Source organism: Actinokineospora globicatena, assembly GCF_024171945.1.
Taxonomy (GTDB): domain Bacteria; phylum Actinomycetota; class Actinomycetes; order Mycobacteriales; family Pseudonocardiaceae; genus Actinokineospora; species Actinokineospora globicatena.
Genome location: NZ_JAMTCR010000003.1, coordinates 363,993 through 386,802, shown reverse-complemented (window position 1 = coordinate 386,802; position 22,810 = coordinate 363,993). Strand labels below are relative to the sequence as shown.

Sequence of the window (22,810 nt, the reverse complement as noted above, 5' to 3'; positions counted from 1 at the left end):
TTCTAGTTCGGTGCCTGGAAGCCGCCGATCTCCTGCTCGAGCAGTTCGGCCAGCCGCAGCGGGGTGCGGTCCTCGAACATCGGGCCGATGAGCTGCACGCCCACCGGCAGACCCTCGGGTGACTGTCCCGTGGGGATGGCGGTGGCGGGCAGGCCGGGCATGGTCGCGACACCGGCCCAGACGAGCTGGTCGAAGTACGGGTACTCGACACCGTCGATGTCGATCCGGCGGGCCAGCAGGTCTGGGTTGTGGTCGTGCGGGAACGCGGGAGTCGGCGTGATCGGGCACACCACGGCGTCGAACTCGGCGAACACCTGCCGCCAGCCGTGCCGGTGGAGCTCGCGGCGGTTGCTGACCTCCAGCCAGTCGTGGTGGCTGAACACCATGGCGCGCAGCCTCGCCGCGTCGAGACTCCGGTCATCCGCCGCCAGCCTCGCCGCGTGGACCCGAAGTTGCTCGAGCGCGTCGACCGGGAAACGCGCGACGAAGCTCGAGAACAGGAACTGGGTGTAGAGCGTCGCGGCTTCGGCCAGGTCGGGCAGCAGCGAGCTGTGCCGTTCGACGCGGGCGCCGCTGCTGACGAGCGCGTCGGCCACCCGGTTCACGCCCGCCCGCACGGCGGACCCGGTCGGGATGAACGGGTGGTCGTCGAGGACCAGGACCCGGAAGTGGCTCAACCGCTGGTGGCGCGGGGGCGGCAGGGTCAACTGGTACGCCACGCCGGACGTCAGCGGATCCGGCCCGGCCATGACGTCGAGCAGGAGCGTCAGGTCGCGGGCGGAGCGCGCCATCGGACCGACGACTGCGAGGTCGTGCTCGGTCGGCAACGCCCACGCAGGCGGCGCGACCATGCCTCGGGTCGGCGCCAGCCCGAGTGTCGGCTTGTGCGCGTAGACGCCGCAGAAGTGGGCGGGTGTGCGCAGCGAACCGGCGAGGTCGGAGCCGATGGACAGTGCGCCGAACCCGGACGCCAGGGCCGCCGCGGACCCGCCAGAAGACCCGCCCGACGTGCGGTCGTGGTCCCACGGGTTGTTGGTGGTGCCGTGGATCTCGTTGAACGTCTGGATGTCCTGCAGACCCAGGGGCACGTTGGTCTTGCCGAGCACCACCGCCCCGGCGGCCTTGAGCCGGGACACCTGCACCGCGTCCTCGGCGGGCACGAAGTCCCGGTGCTGCGGCATGCCCCAGGTCGTGGGCAGACCAGCCACGTTGTAGGACTCCTTGACCGTCACCGGAATCCCGAGCAACGGCCGGTCCTCACCGCGAGCCAACGCCTGGTCGGCACTGCGCGCGGCGGCTCGCGCCCGGTCGAAGTCCGGCACGCAGATCGCGTTGATCGCCTTGTCGTCCCGCTCGATACGGGCGATCGCCTCGTCGGTCAGGTCCACAGAGGTCACGTCACCGGCGCGCAAAGCGGCCGCCAACTCCTCCGCCGTCTGAGAGATCCACTCCATGGATCCGACCGTACGGCTCCCTGGAGCAGGCCATAAAACGCCGACTCGGACAACCGGAATGATGTCCCGGCGTATCCACCCGAGCGTCCGCACCGCCCGCTCCCCCATGTCCTTGCCTCTCTTGTTTTGTGGTGTCCAGGAGCAGAGCTATCGGATATCTTGATAGTCGATAGCTGATAATGAGTTTGTGGGAGAGCGCTGGAGGGAGGACCTGGTGAGAGCGGGTGACTAGACCGAGTGGGCTAGAAGGCGGGCCACGGGATGGGGCGACCGTCCTCGTCCGGGACGGGGTACACCGGGGCGGCGAGCAGCGCCTTCACCCGGGCGGTCAGTGCCGCGATCTCGGCGCGGGTGATGTGCTCGGCGAGCTCCCCCGGCAGCGGTCCGCGCAGCGCGGCGTTGAGCGCGTGCAGGGCGTCGACGGCCTCGTCCGGCAGGGCCTCCCCCGCCCAGCCCCACAGCACCGTGCGGAGCTTGTTCTCCTGGTGCAGGCAGATGCCGTGGTCGACGCCGTAGACGCCGCCGTCGGTGCCGTGCAGGACGTGCCCGCCCTTGCGGTCGGCGTTGTTGAGCACCACGTCCATGGCGGACATCAGCGCGACCGGCGCGGCGTCGGAGTGGGCCAGGACCGCGGGGTCGCCGAAGCGGTCGTGGGCGTGCAGGATCGGCCGCCACCCCTGCGGGACCTCGTCGGGGGGTACGACGTCGACGAGGTCGTCGCCCTCCTTGGTGTCGATCCACAGCTGCGCCATCCCCGGTCCGAACGGGCCCTCGCGCAGCACCGTCGGCGGGATCAGCGGCAGGCGGGCGGCCTGGGCGACCAGGTACGCGGCGACCTCGCGGCCCGCCAGGGTGCCGTCGGGGAAGTCCCACAGCGGGCGTTCCCCGCGCACCGGCTTGTAGACGCACTGGGCGGTGACCCCGTCGGCCTCGATGGCGCAGAACAGGGTGGCGTTGGAGGCGTCGACCAGCCTGCCCTCGATCTCCAGGGAGCCGTGCAGGAGGAACTCGCCGACACCGGGGTCGGTGGGCAGCACGGGTGTCCTCAGTCCTCGTCGTCGCTGCGGCGGTACCCGTTCTGCCGCGGGCAGACGTGGTTGCCGGGGTCGAGCGGCTCGCCGCACAGCGGGCACGGCTTGCGCCCGGCGTTGACGACCCGGTCGGCGCGCTCGGCGAACGCCCTGGCCTCGGTCGGGCTGAGGAACACCCGCACGGCGTCGGGGCCTTCCTCGGTGTCGTCGAGCACCACCGACTCGTCGACCTCGCCCTCGGTCGCGGCAAGCAGCTCGATGACCACGGCGCGGGTCTCGGCGTCCCAGCCCAGGCCCATGGTGCCGACCCGGAACTCCTCCTCGACCGGCACGGTGAGCGGCTCGGCGTCGACGTCGGTGTCGGGCACCCCGTCGGGGACCTCGGCGCCGAAGCGGCGGTGGACCTCCTCGAGCAGCGAGCCGATGCGCTCGGCGAGCACGGCGACCTGCTGCTTCTCGATGGTCACGCTGACGGTGCGGGCGCTCTCGACGGCCTGCAGGTAGAACGTGCGGTCACCGGGTTGCCCGACGGTCCCGGCGACGAACCGGTCGGGTTGGCGGAAGACGTGGATGACACGGGCCATGGCACCTCCGACTTTATGGGACATCCCGGCGGCGAGCAGGCCGTACCCACCGCAGTCCCCGCACCGGTCCACCGTATCGGGCCACCACAGCGGGGTCTGTAGGGTCCTGCCTGTGGCGAAGATCGCTCCATACGGTACGTGGGTGTCCCCTCTCGGCGCGGCCGACGTGGCCAGGGCGGGCAGTGCCCCGTCGTGGGTCCGCAGGCACGGCGACGAGGTGTTCTGGACCGAGGGCCAGCCCCTGGAGGGCGGCCGGTCGGCGTTGTTCCGGCACGACGGCGAGCGCGTGCGGCGCGTGCTGGCGGCGCCGTGGAACGTGCGCAGCCGGGTGCACGAGTATGGCGGGCTGCCGTACCTGGTGCTCGGTGACCGGGTCGTGTTCGTGAACTGGGACGACCAGCGGGTCTACCTGACCGACCGGGACGGTGTGGACCCGGCGCCGATCTCGGCTGAGCCGTCGACCCCGCAGGGGTGGCGGTACGTGGACCTGGTGGCGGGGCCGGGCGACGCCGAGGTGTGGTGTGTGCGCGAGGACGCCTCGGACTACCGCGAGCTGGTAGCGCTGCCTCTCGACGGTGGTCCTGCCCGCGTGCTGGGTCGTACGCACCACTTCATGACGGCGCCGCAACCGAGCCCTGATGGGCGGCACGCGGCGTGGATCGGCTGGGAGCACCCGAACATGCCGTGGGACGGCACGGAGTTGTGCGTCGCGGCGGTTGGCGCGGACGGGACGTTCGGTCCGCACCGGGTGGTCGCGGGTGGTCCGCGCGAGTCGGTGTGCCAGGTGCAGTGGGAGGCGCCGGACTCGCTGCTGGCGATGACCGACCCGCAGGGGTGGTGGAACCTGCACCGGATCGGGCTCGACGGTTCGGTGGTCGCCTTGGCGCCCGGTGAGCACGAGCTGGGTGGCGCGCTGTGGCAGTTGGGTTACCAGTGGTTCGCGCAGCTGGGGCGTGGGCGGTTCGCGGTGCTGCGGCGGAACCGGTTGACGGTGCTCGACGAGCGGTCGGGCACGGTGACCGAGGTCGAGACAGACCTGCCGGTGTGGTCGAACCTGGACGCGGGCACCGACGGTGTCGTGGTGGCGTCGGCGGCCGGTCCCCGGTCGGACTGGACGCCGGTGCGGCTGGACCTGTCGACCGGTGAGCTGGCGGTCCTCGGGACCCCGGGTGACCCGCCGTCGGTGGCGTACCTGCCGGAGCCCCGGACGGTGCTGTTCGACGCGCCGGAGGGGCACCGGATCCCGGCGCACGTCTATGCGCCGACCAACCCGGACTTCGTTGGTCCTGACGGTGAGCTGCCGCCGTTGTTGGTGTGCGCGCACGGTGGCCCTACCTCGCACGACGTGCCGGCGTTGTCCTACGACATCGCGTACTTCACCAGCCGCGGGTTCGCGGTCGTCACGGTCGACTACGCGGGTTCCACCGGGCACGGTCGGGCCTTCCGGGAGCTGCTCAAGGAGCAGTGGGGCGTGGCGGACGTGCGTGACTGCGCGACGGTGGCGACGGCGTTGGTCAAGGAGGGGCTGGCTGACCCAGGTCGGATCGCGATCCGCGGCGGTAGCGCGGGTGGGTGGACCGCGGCTGCGGCCATCACGTCGGTCGACACGTTCCAGTGCGCTGTGCTGCGGTACCCGCTGCTGGACCTGACGCCGTGGGCGGACGGGGGCGTGGAGAGCCACGACTTCGAGTCGCGGTACGTGGAGGGCCTTGTCGGGTCGCTGCCCGAGCACCGTGAGCGCTACCTGGAGCGCTCCCCCATCAACCACATCGACACGTTGTCCGGTCCGGTGCTGTTGTTGCAGGGGCTGGAGGACCAGGTGTGCCCGCCCGCACAGGCCAACCGGTTCGTGGCCGCGCTCGATGGCACCGGCGTCCCCCACGCGTACCTGACCTTCGCCGGTGAGCAGCACGGGTTCCGGGCGGCGTCGACGATCGCCACGGCCGCGGAGGCGGAGCTGTCGTTCTACGGGCAGGTGTTCGGTTTCGCGACCGACGCGCCCGAGGTGGAGCTGCACCGGTGAAGCGCGCCCACCCACCCAGGCTGCGCCGCGGTTCCACGGTCGCGGTCGTGGCACCGTCGGGTCCGGTCGACCCGCGGTTGCTCGCCGAGGGCGTCGCGGTGCTGGAGTCGTGGGACCTGACCGTGAAGGTCGGCGACCACCTGCTCGGCCACCACCCGAAGCTGCCGTACCTGGCGGGCAGCGACGCCGACCGGGCGGCGGACTTCCAGCGCGCGTGGTGCGACCCGGCCGTCGAGGCGGTGATCTGCGCGCGCGGTGGCTACGGCGGGCAGCGGGTCCTGGACCTGTTGGACTGGTCGGAGCTGGCGGCGGCGGGCCCGAAGGTGTTCGTGGGGTCCAGCGACGCGACGTGCCTGCACGACGCGCTCGGGGCCCGGTTGGACCTGGTGACGCTGTTCGGGCCGATGATCGCGGGCGTGCTGTTCGACGCCGACGCGCAGCGCCACCTGCAGGACACGCTGTTCTACCCGGAGAGCGCGCGGCGGTTGATCGGTCCGGCGACCGCGACGGCCGGGCACGGGGTGGCGGCGGGGGTCACCGTCGGCGGGAACCTGTCGTTGATCACCTCGGGGTTGGGCGCCGCGGACTACTTCCCGCCGCCGGACGGGGCGATCCTGCTGCTCGAGGACGTCAACGAGGCGCCGTACCGGGTCGACCGGATGCTGACGCAGCTGCTGCGGGCCGGGTGGTTCACCGGGGTCTCGGGGGTCGCGTTGGGCTCGTGGGCCGGGTGCGGGCGGCCCGAGGAGGTCTACTCGGTGATCGAGGACCTACTCGGGGGGCTCGGTCTGCCGATGGTGTGGGAGCTGGGGTTCGGGCACTGCCCCGGTCAGCTCACCATCCCGCTCGGGGCCGAGGCGGTGCTCGACGCCGACGACGGGACGCTGACGGTGACCGAGGCCGCCCTGTCCTGAGGGTCGGGTCTTGCCCGAGGGGCGGGCCAGGGCGAGCAGCAGGACTCCGGCGGCAGCCATGATCATCGACATCAGGTAGGCGTCGCGGTAGCCGATCTGCTGGGCGAGGCCGAGCAGCGGTCCGGCGACCATGGTCCCGGCGACGGTGGTGTTGCCGAACAGGGCGGTAACGGCGCCGGGGCGGCCGGGGTCCAGGGATTGGAAATAGGAGATCCCGACGCCCATCACCGCGGCGATGACCACGGCGTTGAGCAGCTGCGCCACGGCGACCTGCCAGATGGCGCCGGTCGCGGCCATCACCGCGTGGTAGGCGACGGCGACGACCATGCCGACCATGACCAGGCGGTGCTGGCTGGTGCGCACGGCGAGGGCGCCGAAGGCGAGCATCAGCGGGATCTCCAGCGCGGCGCACAGGCCCATGACCAGGCCCGCGTCAGCCGCGGTGCCGCCGAGCTCGGCGGCGACGAACAACGGCAGCGCCATGATGCCCAGCGCGCCCGCCGCCTGGATGAGCGCGAAGGCCGGTACCGCGAACAGCAGTTTGCGCTTGGCGGCCGGAGCGGGGCGGTCCTGCCGTTCGCCGTGGTGCTCGGCGGCGGGTTCGGGGAGCAGGCAGGCGACGGCGGCGATGAGGGCGTAGCAGACGGCCACGGCGGCGAACAGGCCGGTGAACCCGGCGACCGAGACCAGCAGGGCGGCCAGCGGTGGGCCCGCGACCCAGGACACGGACACCAGCATCCGCAGGGTGCTGATGATCAGCGGGGCCCTGGTGGAGCCGGAGCGCTCCAGCACCAGGCCCGCGTAGGCGAAGACCTGCGATATCAGCGAGGTGCTCGCGGCGACGAGGGTGATCGACAGGGCCAGCAGCAGCCAGTAGTCGCGGGTGATCGTGTAGAGGCCGTAGCCCGCGGCGCCCGCCACGCCCGCGCCGACCATCAGCGCCCGGCGGATCGCCCTGGTGTCGGACAGGCGGCCGAGCAGGCTGCTGACCAGGACGCTGGCGATCGGCCCGGCCAGCAGGAACCCGCCGAGCGCGACCGGGTCGGCGGTGACCTCCTCGGTGAGGAACAGCGGCAGGAACGGGACACCGAGGGCTCCGGCCACGCCGACGGCGGCCGCGGTGGTGGCCAGCGGGGCCAACGACGGGGTTCGGACGGGAGCGGGGGGAGAGGCCACACCAGTCACGCGATCATCCTCACCGCCGGGTGGGCCCCCGCGCGAGCCGTTTTGGGAGCGTTCTCCGCCACACTCACTCCAAACGGGACACCGCCGCCCGCAGAGCGGACGCCCCGCCGGTCAGCACCGGTGCGCCGTGCCCGAAGCAGACGGTGTCGGGGCCGAGGTCGGCCTGGACCCGCATGGACGCGACCGCCAGAGCCGGGTCGGTGTTGATGACGCCCAGGATCACCTCGCCCTCGTGGGAGGCGATGGTGTCGCCGGTGAACAGCACGCCGTGCTCGGGCAGGTGGACCGCGAGGCTGCCGTCGGTGTGGCCGGGGACCGGCACCAGGTGCGCCCCGCCGCCGAAGTCGAGCACCTCTCCCCCGGTCAGCTCCACATCGACCGGACAGGGTGGCGCTGGCGGCACGTGGGGCAGGGTCGCCGCGAAGATCTCGACCTCCCAGTCCGCCATCACCGGTACCCCCGGCGCCGCGATCCCCCTGACCACGTCGGCGTCCCCGCGGTGCGCGTACACCGTCGCGCCGTGCCACCCCCGCACCTCGGCGGCCGACCCGATGTGGTCGTTGTGCCCGTGAGTCAGGACCACCCGCTTGATGGCGGCGGTGTCCAACCCCATCTCCGCGACAGCCGCGGCGATCCGCGCCCCAGAGCCCGCGATCCCGGTATCGATCAAGGTCAGTGCCGAGCCGTCCCGCCACAGGTAGGCCTGTCCAATCGGGAAGGCCAACATGGTCAGCCGCTCAGAGATCCGCATGCTTTCGACGCTAGGACCGTGCGCCCGCCGTTGGCTCGCGCGTTCGCTTAGAGCAGGTGCGCATCGTCAATGGACCACCGCACACCACCCACAGTGGACATCCGCCGCACGTGATCGGCAAGAGCCACCCGGTAGGGCCACCGACGCTCGACAAGCCGCGCGGCCCCTTCGCCGATCTCGGGGAGGTCTTCAGCGATGCGCTGGTAGGACATGCTGGGCGCGCGCGGCCCGTCGTCGTCCACCGGATCGGGCTACCACGTGGCGAACCTCGGCCCGCGAGGGACCACGCAGGTCACGCCAGGGGACACCCTCTGGATCCTCGTTCGCCCGACAGTAGCGCTCTCAGCGAGCTTTCCACCCTACGTGCTCGTGGACGATGATCGTCGGCGCTGCCACGACGTACACCACCGCTCTGGCTGCTCGATGCAGCGACGCAGCACGTCACCGTGCTACACGATGAAGGACACGGACCGCTGGGCGTAGTGCAGGGCCCTATGGCGTGGCCGAGCGGGTGGCAGTAGACGAAGTTGACCAGGATCCGCACCTGGTCACCCTGGCCGGCGTGGCGCGGCCAGGGCAACCGGGTTTCAGACCTTCGTGGGGGCGTCCACGGTGACCAGCTCGTGGCGGTCGTTGAACAGCCGCAGCGGGTCGTGGCGGACCAGGGAGATGCCTGCCAGGATCGACACCGCGATGGCGCAGGCGATGAACGGCCAGTTGTAGAGCAGGTCCTCACCGGCGGGCGAGTACGTCAGCACCAGGAACACCGCGGCGCCGACCAGGATCGCGAGCTGCCTGCGCTGCCACGGCAGGGCGGCGGCGATGACGAAGCCCCAGGTGAGGTACCACGGCAGGGTCGCGGGCGAGAGGATGGCGACCGCGAAGAGCACGAACGACATCCGGCGGACCGCGTCAGCGCCACCGTGGCGGGAGAGCCACCACTGGCGGATGGCGATGGCGAAGAACAGCAGGCCACCGATGACCCGGGTGGTGTTGACGAACCAGCTCTTGTTGACGTCGAAGAACAGGTCGACCACGGTGTGCACGGCCTCGCCGACGGCGGTCGGGATCGACAGCCAGTTGACGATCATCGTGGGGGCCTGCAGCGCGTTGAACCAGCCCAGGTTCACCCCGGCCAGCAGCGTCGTCGCGGTGAACACCACGGCGGTGGTGGCGACGGCGGCAGCCACGGCGCGGGTGAAGTTCTTCCAGAACGTCGACTTCAGGTGCCCGGCCCACACCCACACCAGGAACGGCAAGGCCAGCGCGGCGGTCGCCTTGACGGCGGCGCCGAGGGTGACCAGGGCGATGCCGAGCACGTGCTTGCGGTCGAGGACGCACAGCGTGCCCGCGGCGAGGAAGCCGACCATCAGCAGGTCGTTGTGCGGTCCGCCGACCAGGTGCACCACGGTCATCGGACCGGCCACGGCCAGCCACAGCGTGGTGGGCAGGTGCCCGCCGAGGTGGCGGACCAGGCCGGGCAGCGACCACAGCAGCAGCGCGAGGCCGCCGAGCAGAACCAGGCGCATGAGGACGACGCCGAGGATCATGTTCGTGCCCGACACCCAGGCCACGCCCTTGGCGAGCATGATGAACAGCGGGCCGTACGGGGCCGCGGTGGTCTGCCAGAACGGGTGGACGTTCTGCACGACCTCCTGCAGGCCGAGCACGATGGGCCCGACCGCGTACGGGTCCTGCCCGTAGAGCGGCAGGGTGCCCTGCGCCAGGTAGGAGAACACGTCGCGGGTGAACACCGGCGGCGAGAACAGCAGCGGGGCCATCCAGCAGGCGGCGCCGATGAGCACCGGTCGCGACCCGACCCGCCCGGCGAGCACGTGCCTGCCCAGCCGGACCCACGCCCACACGACCAGGCCGAAGCCGAGGTAGAGGGTGGCGGTGGCCAGCATCTGGCCGTGGCCGTAGCGGATCCACGACAGCGGGCCGTGGCCGAGGACCGGGTCGCTGACCAGGACGCCCGCGGCGCCGAAGGCGCTGAGCAGGATCAGCAGGCTGCCCGCGGTGCCCAGTGCGATCGTGCGCACGGGCAGCGGGTTGGGCCGCCGGTCGACCTGGTCGTCGCGACCGTCGGCGACGGTCTCCGCCTGGTCGGGCAGGGTGTTCGCGGTGTCCGCTTCGTCAGCGCCCAAGGGGTGATCCACGTGTGGGGACGGTTCTGTGCTGGTGGCCATCGGGAGATGAGATTACACAGGCGCGCGCGACCGCATCCGCGTGATGGCCGTTCCGGGCGCACCTGTCGCGTGCGGATGGTCACACCTCGTTGCTCCGTTGGCCTGCCGCCGTTCGGCCCACCTGCGCGGTTGTTCACGTTGCGCACCCCGGGCGGATGTGGCCAGGGTGGAGCCGAACGGCCCTAGCGCCACCGACCCCACGAGGAGGCCCCGCCCCATGACCGAGCCGGTCGAGGACCTGTGCGCGCGGTTGATCCGCTTCGACACCACCAACCGCGGTCACGGGCAGGGGCGGGGTGAGCGCGACGCGGCGGAGGTGGTCGCGGACCTGCTGACCGACGCGGGTCAGAAACCGGTGCTGCTCGAGCGCGCGGCGCGGCGGTCCAACGTGGTGGCGCGGGTGGCGGGGGCGCGCCCGGACCTGCCCGCGCTGCTGGTGCAGATGCACCTGGACGTCGTGCCCGCCGATCCCGACGAGTGGTCGGTCGACCCGTTCTCGGGTGAGATTCGCGACGGTTTCGTCTGGGGCCGGGGCGCGGTGGACATGAAGGACATGTGCGCGTCAGTGCTGACGGTGCTCGGTAGGTGGTCGGAGGAGGGGCGGGTTCCGCAGCGCGACATCGTGGTCGCGTTCGTCGCGGACGAAGAGGACACCGGCTACTACGGGGCTCACTGGCTGGTCAAGGAACACCGGGAGCTCTTCGAGGGATGTGTCGCCGCGATCGGCGAGTCCGGTGGGTACACCGTGCCGGTGCGACGCGAGGACGGGTCGCTCGTACGGCTCTACCCCGTCGGTACGGCTGAGCGCGGCACGGCGCACTTGCTGCTGACGGCGACAGGTAGGGCTGGGCACGGCTCTCGCCGCAACGACGACAACGCGGTCGTGAAGCTCGTGGACTCGCTGCACCGGCTCTCGGCCCACCAGTGGCCGGTAGTGCTGACGCCCGCTGTGCGCGCGTTCATCGAGCGGACCGCGGCGGCGTTGGACGTGCCGGTCGATTGGGACGATGTGGACGGGACGATCGCCCGGTTCGGTCCGGCGGTGAAGCTGGTGGAGAACACCGTCCGCAACAGCACGCGTCCGACGGTGTTGTCGGCGGGCTACAAGGTCAACGTAGTACCCGGGGTGGCACAGGCCCAGGTGGACACCCGAGTGCTGCCGGGCACGGAGGAGTGGATGTTGTCCGATATCGACAACCTGCTCGGTCCGGGTATCCGGCGGGAGTTCATCGCCAACCAGCCGCCGGTGGAGTCCAGGGTCGACTCCCCGTGGTTCGACACGATGGCGGCGGCGATCCGCGCCCAAGACCCCGACGGCGTGGTCGTCCCGTACTGCATGGGCGGCGGCACCGACGCCAAGGCGTTCAGCAAGCTGGGCATCGAGTGCTTCGGGTTCGCGCCGCTGCTGCTGCCGGAGGGTTTCGACTACCGGGCGATGGCGCACGGGGTGGACGAGCGGGTGCCGGTGGAGGGGCTGCGGTTCGGCGTGGAGGTGCTGGACCGGGTCATGTCCGGCTGACGCTGTCATGTCCGGCTGACGCTCAGGTCGCGTAGTGGGCCAGCTGCTCGTAGGCGCGTTCGGCGTCGAGCAGCGGCGGGCCGCTGGGGCGGTGGCTGGCACCGATGAGGAGCGCTGACCGGACCTGGGACGCGGTCGCGGCGGGGAACATCGTCCAGAGCAACGCGGCGGTCGCGGCGACGACGGCCGCGGCGACTCCGTTGCCCGTCGTGGGGCCTTGCGGGCCGGGGACCTCTTCGCCTGGCGCGAGGAGCCCGCGCGCGTCCGGGTCGGGGTCGACGAACCAGCTGGGGCGGCCGGAGGGGGTGCAGGACAGGACGGGGATGGACCAGGGGTGGTCGGCGACGGCGGTGTCGCCCGCGGTGACGACGAGGATGTCCCGGGTGGCGGTGTCATCGAGTGCCGCGTGCAACGGGTGCTCGTCACCCTCGCCGACCGCCAGGCTCACCAACGCGATCCTGGCCGTCACGGCACGCAGCACCCCGGCTAACTCCCCCGGTGGCCGCGACTGCCCCACCGCCCGCGTCAGCACCGGCGACAACGGGTTGATCGCCAACCCGTCCCGACCGCCCACCCCGCTCAGGAACGGCGTGTCCGCCTCCGTGGCGATCACCTCGACCGCCTCGGCGCCCGACCCCCACCGCACCACCCGGGTCAACCGCACCAGGTCCACCAACGGCGACCGAACCCGCCCACCGACCCCAGAGATCACGGCCCAACCACCTCGCCAGTGCACGATCGAGTGACACCCGACTGCCAACCCTAGACCGCCCGTGCAGATTCACGTGCACGCCATCTGAGTGACATCTCCATCGACTCTCTGTAACCGTCTTTCCGCTCGTCCCGGCGACGGAGGGTGTCGATACCCAGGTCGCCACCGGACACCGGCGCGGACGATTTCGGAGCTCGAGGCAGAGCCTGACGGTTCACGCTGTGGTGCGATCTCCGACGGAGGTACCCCGTTCGGTGCCCCTCGATGGACGCACGAGGCCATTGAGTGCATCCACCCGGCGTCGGAGCGCGAGCGGTACGGCTGCGGTGCCGCCTAGGAGATGCGCAGTGAGCCGTGGGAGTAGTCGCGCAGTGCGGTGATGATCTCGTCGCGGTCGCGGGTGAACAGGCGGGTGTCGAGCGGGAGGCCCGGGCCGGAGGCGACCGGCCAGGCGTCGCGGCGGTGCAGGCCGGTGACGCCCGGGGTCGCGGGGGTGACGCTGGGGCGGACGCGGAACCGCAGGGTGGGGCCGTCGACGACCACGGCGCGCAGGGTGTCCCACGGCAGCAGCGCGGGCCCTTGGGCGGTCGGCAGCGTCACGCCGTCCAGGTCGATCATCAGCGGGCTCGAGCGCCGCTTGCGCCGGGCCACGTAGCCGCCGACCTTGGCCGCGACCACGCAGGCACCCGCCAGCGCGACCACGATCCCGAACCAGCCCACGAGCAGCAGCGCCAGCCCGGTCAGGGTGACGACAGCGCCACCGACGACCCATGGCACGAGCGGGCGGCGCCAGGCGTCGCGGTCTACCTCAGCGATGAACAGTTCCCCGGTTCCCGGCGGCACCAGCCCCTCCTCCCCGCCCTGGTGGCCGACCCTACTGGCGCGGTCGGCGGCGGATCGGGGGAAATGACCTCCGTCACGATCGGCCATCCGGGCAGAAGATCACTTCGGCGCCGCCGCCCGGGCGTAGCGTGATCCGCATGCCAGGGTTCCGCACGTCCTTCGAGGCGGCCGATCCGGTTCCGACCTGGACCGACACCCCGGAACTGGGTGCCCGCTCCCCCGCGATCGCCCTGCGCACCCGGCTCGGTCCCGGCCCGGCGAAGGCGCCCGCCGCGAAGCCGGGCGTCGGTTTCACCGGCCTGCGCGCGCTGCGCTACGAGGGCGAGGGATCGGGGGCGGCCGCGAACCGGTTGTTCTGGTCAGATCAGCCGGTTACCGCTGACTGCGTGTTGTCGTACGTAGTGTTTCCCGAGTTCGATGAGCGCTACCTGTCCACGCACGTCGCGCTCGATCTCGTGTTCAGCGACGGGACCCGGCTATCGGACCTAGGGGCGGTAGACCAGCTCGGCTACGCACTCACGGCCCGCGCGCAGGGTGAGTCGAAGGCGCTGTTCCCCGACCAGTGGAACCACCGCGCCGTGCGGCTCTCTGTCGCTGACGGCAAGACAATCGCGCGCGTGTTGTTGGCCGTCGACATCCCCGACGGACCGGCGTCGTTCGCGGGGTGGGTCGACGACCTGGCTATCGGTCCGGTCGCGGCTCGGCCGACGGCTCCGGTCGAGCGGATCGTCACGACGAGGGGCACACACTCGACGGGGTCGTTCTCCCGGGGCAACACGATCCCGGCGACAGCGGTGCCGCACGGGTTCAACTTCTGGATCCCGGTCACCAACGCGGCGGTGACGAACTGGTCCTACGAATACCACCGGGGCAACGCGGCAGAGAACCGGCCCGCGGTGCAGGCGATCGGGTTGAGCCACATGCCCAGCCCGTGGATGGGTGATCGGCACACGTTCCACTTCATGCCCACGACCGGCACGAAGGTCGGTGGGCAGGCGCGCGCGCTCACCTTCGACCACGCCAACGAGCACGCTCACCCGTATCACTACCTGGTCGAGTTCGATAACGGCGTGCGCGCCGAGGTAGCGCCATCTGATCACGCTGCCGTGCTGCGGTTCACCTATCCCCCGGGTCCGGCGCATCTAGTGCTGGACAACGTCGGTCTGGGCGGGAAGGTCAGCGTCAACGGCGACACGATCACCGGGTACACCGATGTCCGTAGTGGACTGTCGGTGGGCGCGGGCCGCATGTACGTCCACGGGAAGGTGGACACACCGATCGCGCGCGCCGATCACCGGTGGCGGGGTCTAGCGCGTGATCGCACGATGCTGGTGCGGTTCCCCGAGGGCACGACCCAGGTGACGCTGAGGGTCGCGACCTCGCTGATCAGCCCGGAGCAGGCAGCGCGCAACCTGGACGAGCGTGACTTCGACGCGGTGCGCGAGGACGCCAAGTCCCAGTGGGCCGCGATCACCGACCGTGTAGAGGTCGAGGGCGCCACTGACGACCAGCTGACCACGCTCTACTCATGCCTGTACCGGTTGTTCCTCTACCCGAACTCGGGGTTCGAGCACACCGACGCCGGAACGCGCTATGCGAGCCCGGTAAGCCCGCCTGCGGTCAAGGACGGGCAGATCTACGTCAACAACGGGTTCTGGGACACCTACCGCACGTGTTGGCCCGCCTACGCGTTGCTGGACCCGGTCCGCTGCGGCGCCTTGGTCGACGGGTTCGTGCAGCAGTACCGCGACGGCGGCTGGGTGTCGCGGTGGTCCTCCCCCGGCTACGCGAACCTCATGACCGGCACGAGTTCCGACGTCGCGTTCGCTGACGCCCACGGCAAAGGTGTGTCCGGGTTCGATGTGCGCGACGCCTACGACGCGGCGATCCGGAACGCGACGGTAGTGCCGCCGGACGAGAGCGTCGGCCGCAAGGGGATCGACCGGTCGATCTTCTTGCACTACACGCCGACGACGGTCAACGAGGGCATGTCGTGGGCGTTGGAGGGTTGCGTCAACGACGCCGGGATCGCGACCATGGCCGCCGCGCTCGGTGACACCGCCAACCACGCGTACTTCCTCGACCGTGCTCGCCACTACGTGCACCACTTCGACCCCGCTGTCGGGTTCTTCCAGGGCAGGGACAAGACGTGGCGGTGGTCTCCGCAGCAGTTCGACCCGCGCGTGTGGGGTTACGACTACACCGAGACCAACGGGTGGACGGCCGCGTTCGGCGTGCCTCACGATCCGATCGGTCTTGCGGCGCTCTACGGCGGTCCCGCTGCGTTGGCCGACAAGCTCGACGAGTACTTCGCGACCCCGGAGACGGCCGCGTTCCCCGGCTCTTACGGTCGCCCCATCCACGAGATGATCGAGGCGCGCGACGTCCGGCTTGGGCAGTACGGGCACAGCAACCAGCCCGCGCACCACATCGCTTACCTCTACACCCAGCTCGGCCGTCCTTGGCGCACGCAGGAGATCGTGCGAGACGTGCTCGCTCGGCTCTATCAGGGCAGCGAGATCGGTCAGGGCTACTGCGGCGATGAGGACAACGGCGAGATGTCGGCCTGGTACCTCTTCAGCGCGTTGGGCCTCTATCCGCTGCGTGTCGGGTTGCCCGTCTACGCCATCGGCTCGCCTCTGTTCCGCCGCGCCGTGGTGCACTTGGACGGCGGCGACCTCGAGGTCATCGCGCACGGCAACAGCCACGACAACGTCTACGTGCAGAAGCTCGTGGTCAACGGTGAGCCCCACGACCACGCGTGGATCGACCACGACGTCGTCGCGGCGGGCGCCCGGCTGGAGTTCACCATGGGGCCGACGCCGTCGCTGTGGGGCGCTGACCGGCTTCCCGAGCCGCTGGGGTCGGGTCCGCCCCTGCGGGACCTCACCGCGAGCCTGCCCGGTCCGCTGTTCGACGACACGGCCCGCACCGAGACCACCGTGGACGGTCCGGTCACCGTCGACGTCGCCGGGCGCGTCCTGCTCTACACGCTGACCTCGGCGTCGGCCGGTCCCGACCCGGTCGCCTGGACGTTGCTCGGCTCGTCCGACGGGCGCGAGTGGCGGGAGCTGGACCGGCAGTCCGACCAGGTTTTCCGCTGGCGTCGGCAGACTCGCCCGTTCGAGGTAACAACACCCGAACACCACCGGCATTACCGTCTCGTGTTCGACGGTCCTACCCGACTCGCCCAGGTCCAACTACTGGCCGACCACGAGGACCCCGGCACGAGCTGAGGTGGCCCCATGCTGAGCGTGGAGGCAGTGAGCAAGCGCTACGGCGGCGGTAACTGGGTGCTGCGCGAGGTAGACCTGACTGTCGAACCCGGTGCCGTGGTCGCGATCGTTGGCGGCAACGGTTCGGGCAAGTCGACGTTGCTGCGGTTGATGGTCGGGGTCTCACGGCCGACAGCGGGGACGGTGAGCGGTCGCCCGGACGTCGTCGGGTACGTACCGGAGCGGTTCCCGCCCAACGAGCGCCTGTCCGCAGCCGCGTACCTCGAGCACCTCGGGCGGATCCGGGGCATGAATTCGATAGCGGCCGCCGAGCGCGCCGAGGAGCTGCTGGAGCGGTTGGACCTGCAGGGCGGGTTCGACGCGCAGGTGCGGACGCTGTCGAAGGGCAACGCGCAGAAGGTGGCGCTGGCGCAGGCGTTGCTGGTCCCGCCGGGGCTGCTGGTGCTCGACGAGCCGTGGTCGGGCCTGGACGCCGACGCGCACGGGGTCCTGGCGACGATCATCGCCGAGGTCGCGGCCGCCGGCGGCGCGGTGGTGTTCACCGACCACCGCGAGTCGGTGACCAGGGCGAACGCGACCCGGATCCACCGTATCCACGACGGCAGGATCGCCGAGGCGACCGCACCCGGGCGTGCGATCGTCGAGGTAGCGCTAACGCAGTCCGGTCAGGACACCGAGGACCCCGGCTGGGACGAGGTTGACGGCGTGCTGACCGCCGTCACGCACCAGGGCCAGCTGTTCGTCCGCGTCGACCGCGACCACTCCGACGCCCTGCTCACCATCGCACTGCGCCACGGCTGGTCGATCGACAGCGTGACCCCGGAGAAGGCGGCCCCATGATCGCGCTCATCCGCTACACCCTGGCCACGACCATCCACGGTCAGCGCTACCTGGCCCCGGTCCTGCTGTTCTGCGCTGGCGTCGGTATCTCGTCCGGCAGCGACTCTGGCCCGCTGCCGGGGGTCTACGCACTCAACTCCGGCATCCTGCTCGTTTGCGCTACCTGGCTCACCATGGCCGTGATCAGCGTGGAGGACCCGACCCACCGCGCGATCACCGTGGTAGCCGCGCGCGGCCCGGTCAAGGTGCTAGCGGCGACGATCGCGGTGAGCGCCCTGTTCGCGGTAGGGCTGACCATCATCGGTCTTGGCCTGCCGCTGTTGATGAACCCCCGCCCCATCACCGCCGCCGACCTACCCGCAGGCGCGTTGGCCCACCTACTGTGCGCATCCCTAGGCCTCGCCGTCGGTCTCTTGTGCTCACGCCTGGTAATCCGCCGCCAGGGCTATGCCCTCCTCACAGCCCTAGCACTCGTCACCGCCGCGTTGCTGACAACAGGCTCGCCCCCCAACACCCTCTTCAAAGGCATGGCCAACACCAACAAAGCCGCCGACGTCCTCCCCACCGCCGCCGCACTCCTCCCCATCGGCCTAGCCGTCCTCGCCGTCGCCGCGGTCATCACCCACGTCATCTCCATCCGCCGGGACTGATCCCGGCTACACCTGCCCGATCCCCCGCAGATACGGCTCAAGAAGATCTCGACCCTCTGCTCGTGGTGTTCGCGCGGCGAGGCCACCATCGCCAGATCAGGCCCGTCCTCGCGGTAGGGCACCCCGATGATGCGCCGCACGGTCCGCTGCGAACCATCCCGCCGCCGCGCCCACCCGAGGATGGCCTCGAAGTACTCCGCTGAGGCCGGAGTGGTGAACACCGTCGGCGGATATTGCCGCACATAGGTCACCCGCACCTCGGCGCGCGCGGAAACAACCCGCCGAGCACCGACCCGGTAGAACTTGGGTTTTTCGCGGTAATAGGTGGCCGGAACCATCGTGGTCGCCGTGTGCGCGCGTTCGAACGCCACCCCGACCGCTTCCACGGGTGGCGCGGTGGCGGCCGCCAGACCGTGCTTGTGCGCGTCCATCTCCTTGCGGGCGACCAACCACCGCTGCCGAAACTGGGTCTCCAGGCCCGCAGCGCCCGCGCACCGGCGCGGCGCGCCAACTCCTTGTCCGTCGGCTGCCCGTACTGGGCCTAGCGGTCCCTCAAGTAGCTCGCGAGCACGTGCTGAGGCAAGAAGAAAAGGCGGTGAGGTGGATGCAGCCACGACCGAGACATGAGAACCCCGACGAACAGGAGCGCTGATCACTTTGTTCGCGACCTACGACCTATCGCCACTGTCCAGGGTCATGGCGCTGAGCGCCGTGCTGATCGCCGAACTCATGCTGGTGTTCTCCGGTGCGGCCGCCACCGCGCCGGGGTTCGCCTTGCTGCCTCCCGCGCTGCTCGCGATGGTCACCGCGACGTCGACCGAGCGGGCGCGCGGGCGTCGTGGCCGTCGCCGCGGGTGAGGGTGGTGAGGGGTGCGGGGTGAGCCGCGCACCCCTCACGCGGGTGAGGAAATCCGCACGATCGTGTGGTTGGCCGGGTCGGTGCGGACCTCGGCGTTCGGGGGCGGGTACGCAGGGACGGTAGGGCGAAGTCCAGAGACTCCCGGGATGTGGTTCTCCATGCGCAGCACCGTGCTCACCAGTGTGCTCTTGGCGGGGATGGTCGTGGGTAGTGCCGCCGCCGCTACCGCGACGACGGCGAGCCAGGCCGAAGAGGTGAGGGTGGCGGCTGAGCCGGGGGCGTCGTTCGTGCTGACGACCCAGTGGCTCAACAGCGGCAACACCAAGGCCGCCATCCTCAACTGCGACCCCACCGACGGCAGTACCCACGCGGACCCGCAGGCGGCGTGTGACGCCCTCAAGTCCGTCAACGCCGACTTCGACGCACTGCCCGACACCAGCAGGCCCTGCCCGTACAACTACGACCCGGTGGTCGTCACGGCCAAGGGTGACTGGTACGGGGACTACGTCTTCTTCACCCGCGAGTACTCCAACCAGTGCGTCGCCATCGTCAGCAGCAACGACGTGTTCGGCTACTAGAGACACCCGAGAAGTGCAGGCAGAGCACAAACCAGGCTTGCGGACCTAGAGCGAAGCGCTGCCTTACCGTCACTCGCTTGACCGCGACGCACACGACAACCACTCGATCGACCACTCACGAACCCGTCTGGCCTCTTCCTCGGCCACGACACGACCTTGTTCACTCCTCCGGACAACGGGAGGAGAACCGATAAGGACCGTCGGTCGAAGATCATTGTTCGTCGCGCTGGCAACGTGCGCCGTCGTCACCACCGGCCTACCCGCCCAAGCGGCACCGAACGACCCGTACACGGGGACGAACCCCCAGACAACGGGCTGCGGAGCGGACGCGATCACTATCGCCACCCGGAACATCGCGAGTCCGCAAGCAGTTCACGGCACCATGGAGCTTCGGTACTCGCCCACCTGCGGCACGAACTGGGTCCGGGCGAACATCTTGGTCAACGACGGCGCCAACACCGTCACCAAGGGGATCCGTCGGATGTCGAGCCAGCCCGACGGGAATGGCGGGTGGCTGGGCTACTTCGAGCAGTACGAGCCGGACCCGGCGGTCGGGTCGAGCTACGGGATGCAGGTCTATGCGCCCGGCACCACGTGCGTCGACGTGTCAGCCGTGGTGCGTGCTCCCTCCGGTGCTGTCATCGCGTCGACGAACCGGCCGGACAACCCGTGGTTCACATTCTGCTGACCGACGGACACCCACCCAAGCGCTAAGGCAGCGGTACGACGGACGCGGTACCAGCGACGGGTACCGCGTCCGGACCGGACAGCACTAGCGCCCGGTAGTGCCACCGACCGTCGCGTCGCCGCTGGGGGCCTCGTCCGGCTTGGGTTCCGGGGGGACAACGGAGGCGAACTCCTTGCCCGCGTCGTTCATGCGCAGCACGAACGGGCGGGTCTCGGTGTAGCGGATGACGCTCACCGACGCCGGGTCGACCACGATCCGCTGGAACGTGTCCAGGTGCTGGCCGAGGGCGTCCGACAGGATCGACTTGATGACGTCGCCGTGGCTGCACAGCAGCCAGACAGCGCGCTCACCGTGTTCTGCGGTGATCCGCGCGTCGTGGGCCCGCACGGCCCGCACGGCGCGGGCCTGGACGTCGGCCAGGCCCTCCCCGTCGGGGAACACCGCGGCGGACGGGTGCTGCTGCACGACCTTCCACAGCGGTTCGCCGACGAGGTCCTTGATGGCCTTGCCGGTCCAGGCGCCGTAGTCGACCTCGGCGAAGGCGTCGTCGACGACGGGGTCGATGCCGCGGGCGGCGGCGAGGGCGTTGACGGTCTGCTCGCAGCGCGGCAGCGGGGACCGGACGATCCCGTGCAGCGTCACCTCGGCGAGCCGGTCGACCAGGTCGGCGGCCTGCCGCTGACCGGTCGGGTCGAGGGTGACGCCTTCGCTGCGACCCGCGAGCACACCGGAGCCGTTGGCGGTGGAGCGGGCATGGCGGAGGAGGACGAGTGTTGCCATGGGCGATCAGCCTAGGCAGTGGGTGATCACGTCGGTGCGACGACCCCGGTGGCGAGCAGTCCGCACAGGACGGCGCCGAGGGCGATGCGGTACCAGACGAACACCATGAAGTTGTTCTTGGACACGTAGCGCAGCAGCCAGGCGACGCAGGCGTAGCCCACGACGAAGGACACCGCGGTGGCCACGACGGTCTGCGGGATGCTGGCCTGCACGCCCGGTCCACTGCGGTCCATGACGTCGGGGATGCTGAAGATGCCCGCGCCGAACACCGCCGGGATGGCCAGCAGGAACGAGTACCGGGTGGCCGCCTCGCGCTTGAGGCCAAGGAACATGCCCGCGGTGAGCGTCCCACCCGAACGCGACACCCCGGGCACCAGTGCCATGGCCTGGGCGAAGCCCATGACGATGCTGTCGCGCATGGTCAGCTGGTCGCGGCGCTGCTTGCCCAGCTCGTCGGCGATGGCGAGGACGACCGCGAAGACCATCAGCACGACGGCGGTGATCCACAGGTTGCGCAGGCCCGAGCGGATGAGGTCCTTGAACACCACGCCGAGCAGTGCGATCGGCGCGGACCCGATGATGACGTACCAGGCCAGCTTGTAGTCCGGGTCGCTGCGCGCCTCGGACTTGAACAGGCCCACGAACCAGGCGCGCAGCAGCCGCCAGATGTCCTTGGCGAAGTAGATGATCACCGCGGTCTCGGTGCCGAGCTGGATGACCGCGGTGAACGAGGCGCCCGCGTCACCGCCGAACCACAGCTCCGAGACGATCCGGATGTGCGCCGAGGACGAGATCGGCAGGAACTCGGTGAGCCCCTGGACGATGCCGAGGACGATTGCTTGCAACCAGGTCAACTACCGACTCCCGCGAGATCCAGAGCGTCCACGGCCACCCTGAGGGCCGCCTTGCTGCGCTCCAAATCTTGCAGGATGGGTGAAACGGTCAGCGTGGTGACCCCCGACTCCGCGAGCGCCTGCATCCTCTCCGCGATGCGCTCCTTGGGGCCGAGCAGCGAGGTGGAGTCGATGAACCCGAGCGGCACCGCGGCGGCCGCGCCTGCGTAGTCCTTGGCGAGGTAGCGGTCCTGGCACTCGGCGGCCTCGGCCTCGTAGCCCATGCGGCAGGCGAGGGCGTTGTAGAAGTTCTGCTCGCGGCTGCCCATGCCGCCGACGTAGAGGGCGGCGTAGGGGCGGACGGTGTCGGCCGCGACGCGCCAGTCGTCGTCGACCACCAGCGGGGAGGTGGGCACGACGTCGAACCCGTCGAGGGTCTTGCCCGCCGTGGCCCGGCCCCTGGCGATCAGCTCCAGCGACTCGCGGCCGTGCTCCGGGGAGTAGAAGATCGCCAGCCAGCCGTCGGCGATCTCGCCGGTGAGCTCGAGGTTCTTCGGGCCGATGGCGGCCAGGTAGATCGGGATGTGCTCGCGGACCGGGTGGACGGTGAGCTTGAGGGCCTTGCCGGGGCCGTCGGGCAGCGGCTGGACGAAGTGCTTGCCCTGGTAGTCGACCCGTTCCCGGCGCAGCGCCGCGCGGACGATGTCGACGTACTCACGGGTGCGGGCCAGCGGCTTGTCGAACTTGACCCCGTACCAGCCCTCGGAGACCTGCGGGCCGGACACGCCGAGGCCGAGCCGGAACCGGCCGCCGGAGAGGGTGTCGAGGGTGGCGGCGGTCATCGCGGCCATGGTCGGGCGGCGCGCCGGGATCTGCAGGATGGCGCTGCCCACGTCGATCTGCTCGGTCTGCGCGGCGACCCAGGCCAGCACCGACGGCGCGTCGGAGCCGTAGGCCTCGGCGACCCAGGCCACCGAGTAGCCGAGCCGGTCGGCCTCGCGCGCCAGCTCGAGGTTCGCCGCGTCGTTGCCCGCACCCCAGTAGCCCATGTTCAGTCCGAGTCGCATGACCGGCAGGTTACTCACCGGTAGCGGTGGTTGGCCAGTGGGCCTCCGGTGGCGGTACCCGGGTGGCCGCCTAG

Annotated in this window: 20 protein-coding genes and 1 pseudogene; 9 read left to right on the top strand and 12 right to left on the bottom strand. The window is 70.6% G+C overall.

What is annotated here, in order from left to right; genetic code table 11:
• Positions 1-2 precede the first annotated feature (2 nt).
• The 3 genes from LV79_RS15050 to LV79_RS15040 form a co-directional block, all read right to left on the bottom strand.
• The gene (locus LV79_RS15050) at positions 3-1,454 is read right to left on the bottom strand and encodes an amidase (protein ID WP_253836841.1); all 1,452 of its coding nucleotides are present in this window, start codon (positions 1,452-1,454) and stop codon (positions 3-5) included.
• 242 nt (positions 1,455-1,696) lie between these two features.
• Positions 1,697-2,491, bottom strand: coding sequence for an SCO1664 family protein (locus LV79_RS15045; RefSeq protein WP_253836839.1), 795 nt, complete (start codon positions 2,489-2,491; stop codon positions 1,697-1,699).
• A gap of 8 nt (positions 2,492-2,499) precedes the next feature.
• Positions 2,500-3,069 carry a DUF3090 domain-containing protein gene (locus tag LV79_RS15040; RefSeq protein ID WP_253836837.1) on the bottom strand — a complete coding sequence of 190 codons (570 nt, stop codon included), beginning with the start codon at positions 3,067-3,069 and terminating at the stop codon, positions 2,500-2,502.
• A 112-nt stretch (positions 3,070-3,181) separates the two neighbouring features.
• On the opposite strand from LV79_RS15040, the gene LV79_RS15035 reads away from it, so the two are divergent.
• Positions 3,182-5,092: a S9 family peptidase gene (locus LV79_RS15035; protein ID WP_253836835.1), complete on the top strand. Its 1,911-nt coding sequence runs from the start codon at positions 3,182-3,184 to the stop codon at positions 5,090-5,092.
• Positions 5,089-6,006 (top strand): S66 peptidase family protein, encoded by a 918-nt coding sequence (locus LV79_RS15030; protein ID WP_253836833.1) that lies wholly within the window; start codon positions 5,089-5,091, stop codon positions 6,004-6,006. The genes LV79_RS15035 and LV79_RS15030 overlap by 4 nt, the downstream gene beginning before the upstream one ends.
• 18 nt (positions 6,007-6,024) lie before the next feature.
• Here the strand turns inward: LV79_RS15030 and LV79_RS15025 are convergent.
• The 4 genes and pseudogenes from LV79_RS15025 to mptB all read right to left on the bottom strand — a co-directional run.
• Positions 6,025-7,182: pseudogene (locus LV79_RS15025) on the bottom strand (MFS transporter); the annotation flags it as partial.
• Positions 7,183-7,255: 73 nt separating this feature from the next.
• Positions 7,256-7,942: an MBL fold metallo-hydrolase gene (locus LV79_RS15020; RefSeq protein WP_253836831.1), complete on the bottom strand. Its 687-nt coding sequence runs from the start codon at positions 7,940-7,942 to the stop codon at positions 7,256-7,258.
• Between the two features lie 47 nt (positions 7,943-7,989).
• The gene (locus LV79_RS15015) at positions 7,990-8,184 is read right to left on the bottom strand and encodes a hypothetical protein (RefSeq protein WP_253836829.1); all 195 of its coding nucleotides are present in this window, start codon (positions 8,182-8,184) and stop codon (positions 7,990-7,992) included.
• Between the two features lie 345 nt (positions 8,185-8,529).
• Positions 8,530-10,131, bottom strand: a complete 1,602-nt coding sequence (mptB, locus tag LV79_RS15010; RefSeq protein WP_372495344.1) for a polyprenol phosphomannose-dependent alpha 1,6 mannosyltransferase MptB — start codon at positions 10,129-10,131, stop codon at positions 8,530-8,532.
• A gap of 217 nt (positions 10,132-10,348) precedes the next feature.
• On the opposite strand from mptB, the gene LV79_RS15005 reads away from it, so the two are divergent.
• Positions 10,349-11,650: a M20/M25/M40 family metallo-hydrolase gene (locus tag LV79_RS15005; RefSeq protein ID WP_253836825.1), complete on the top strand. Its 1,302-nt coding sequence runs from the start codon at positions 10,349-10,351 to the stop codon at positions 11,648-11,650.
• Positions 11,651-11,672: 22 nt separating this feature from the next.
• On the opposite strand, the gene LV79_RS15000 is transcribed toward LV79_RS15005, so the two are convergent.
• On the bottom strand, positions 11,673-12,362 hold the full coding sequence (locus LV79_RS15000) for a S8/S53 family peptidase (protein WP_253836823.1): 690 nt from the start codon (positions 12,360-12,362) through the stop codon (positions 11,673-11,675).
• Between the two features lie 333 nt (positions 12,363-12,695).
• Entirely contained in the window at positions 12,696-13,205 is a 510-nt protein-coding gene (locus LV79_RS14995) for a hypothetical protein (protein WP_253836821.1), read from the bottom strand.
• A gap of 137 nt (positions 13,206-13,342) precedes the next feature.
• Between LV79_RS14995 and LV79_RS14990 the strand changes: the two genes are divergently transcribed.
• From LV79_RS14990 to LV79_RS14965, 6 genes are all read left to right on the top strand, one after another.
• Complete coding sequence (locus tag LV79_RS14990) at positions 13,343-16,441, top strand: GH92 family glycosyl hydrolase (protein WP_253836819.1); 3,099 nt, start codon at positions 13,343-13,345, stop codon at positions 16,439-16,441.
• 9 nt (positions 16,442-16,450) lie between these two features.
• The gene (locus LV79_RS14985) at positions 16,451-17,281 is read left to right on the top strand and encodes an ATP-binding cassette domain-containing protein (RefSeq protein ID WP_253836818.1); all 831 of its coding nucleotides are present in this window, start codon (positions 16,451-16,453) and stop codon (positions 17,279-17,281) included.
• The gene (locus LV79_RS14980) at positions 17,278-17,931 is read left to right on the top strand and encodes a hypothetical protein (protein WP_253836816.1); all 654 of its coding nucleotides are present in this window, start codon (positions 17,278-17,280) and stop codon (positions 17,929-17,931) included. Before LV79_RS14985 ends, LV79_RS14980 begins: the two co-directional genes overlap by 4 nt.
• A gap of 696 nt (positions 17,932-18,627) precedes the next feature.
• Positions 18,628-18,789 (top strand): hypothetical protein, encoded by a 162-nt coding sequence (locus LV79_RS14975; protein ID WP_253836814.1) that lies wholly within the window; start codon positions 18,628-18,630, stop codon positions 18,787-18,789.
• A gap of 159 nt (positions 18,790-18,948) precedes the next feature.
• Complete coding sequence (locus tag LV79_RS14970; protein ID WP_253836812.1) at positions 18,949-19,368, top strand: SSI family serine proteinase inhibitor; 420 nt, start codon at positions 18,949-18,951, stop codon at positions 19,366-19,368.
• A 214-nt stretch (positions 19,369-19,582) separates the two neighbouring features.
• On the top strand, positions 19,583-20,056 hold the full coding sequence (locus LV79_RS14965; protein ID WP_253836810.1) for a DUF2690 domain-containing protein: 474 nt from the start codon (positions 19,583-19,585) through the stop codon (positions 20,054-20,056).
• Positions 20,057-20,140: 84 nt separating this feature from the next.
• Here LV79_RS14965 and LV79_RS14960 read toward each other — a convergent pair whose 3' ends face one another.
• The 3 genes from LV79_RS14960 to LV79_RS14950 are packed head-to-tail and all read right to left on the bottom strand — an operon-like array spanning position 20,141 to position 22,736.
• Positions 20,141-20,836, bottom strand: coding sequence for a histidine phosphatase family protein (locus LV79_RS14960; RefSeq protein ID WP_253836808.1), 696 nt, complete (start codon positions 20,834-20,836; stop codon positions 20,141-20,143).
• A 26-nt stretch (positions 20,837-20,862) separates the two neighbouring features.
• Entirely contained in the window at positions 20,863-21,690 is an 828-nt protein-coding gene (locus LV79_RS14955; protein ID WP_253836806.1) for an undecaprenyl-diphosphate phosphatase, read from the bottom strand.
• On the bottom strand, positions 21,687-22,736 hold the full coding sequence (locus LV79_RS14950; protein ID WP_253836804.1) for an LLM class F420-dependent oxidoreductase: 1,050 nt from the start codon (positions 22,734-22,736) through the stop codon (positions 21,687-21,689). The genes LV79_RS14955 and LV79_RS14950 overlap by 4 nt, the downstream gene beginning before the upstream one ends.
• Positions 22,737-22,810 lie beyond the last annotated feature (74 nt).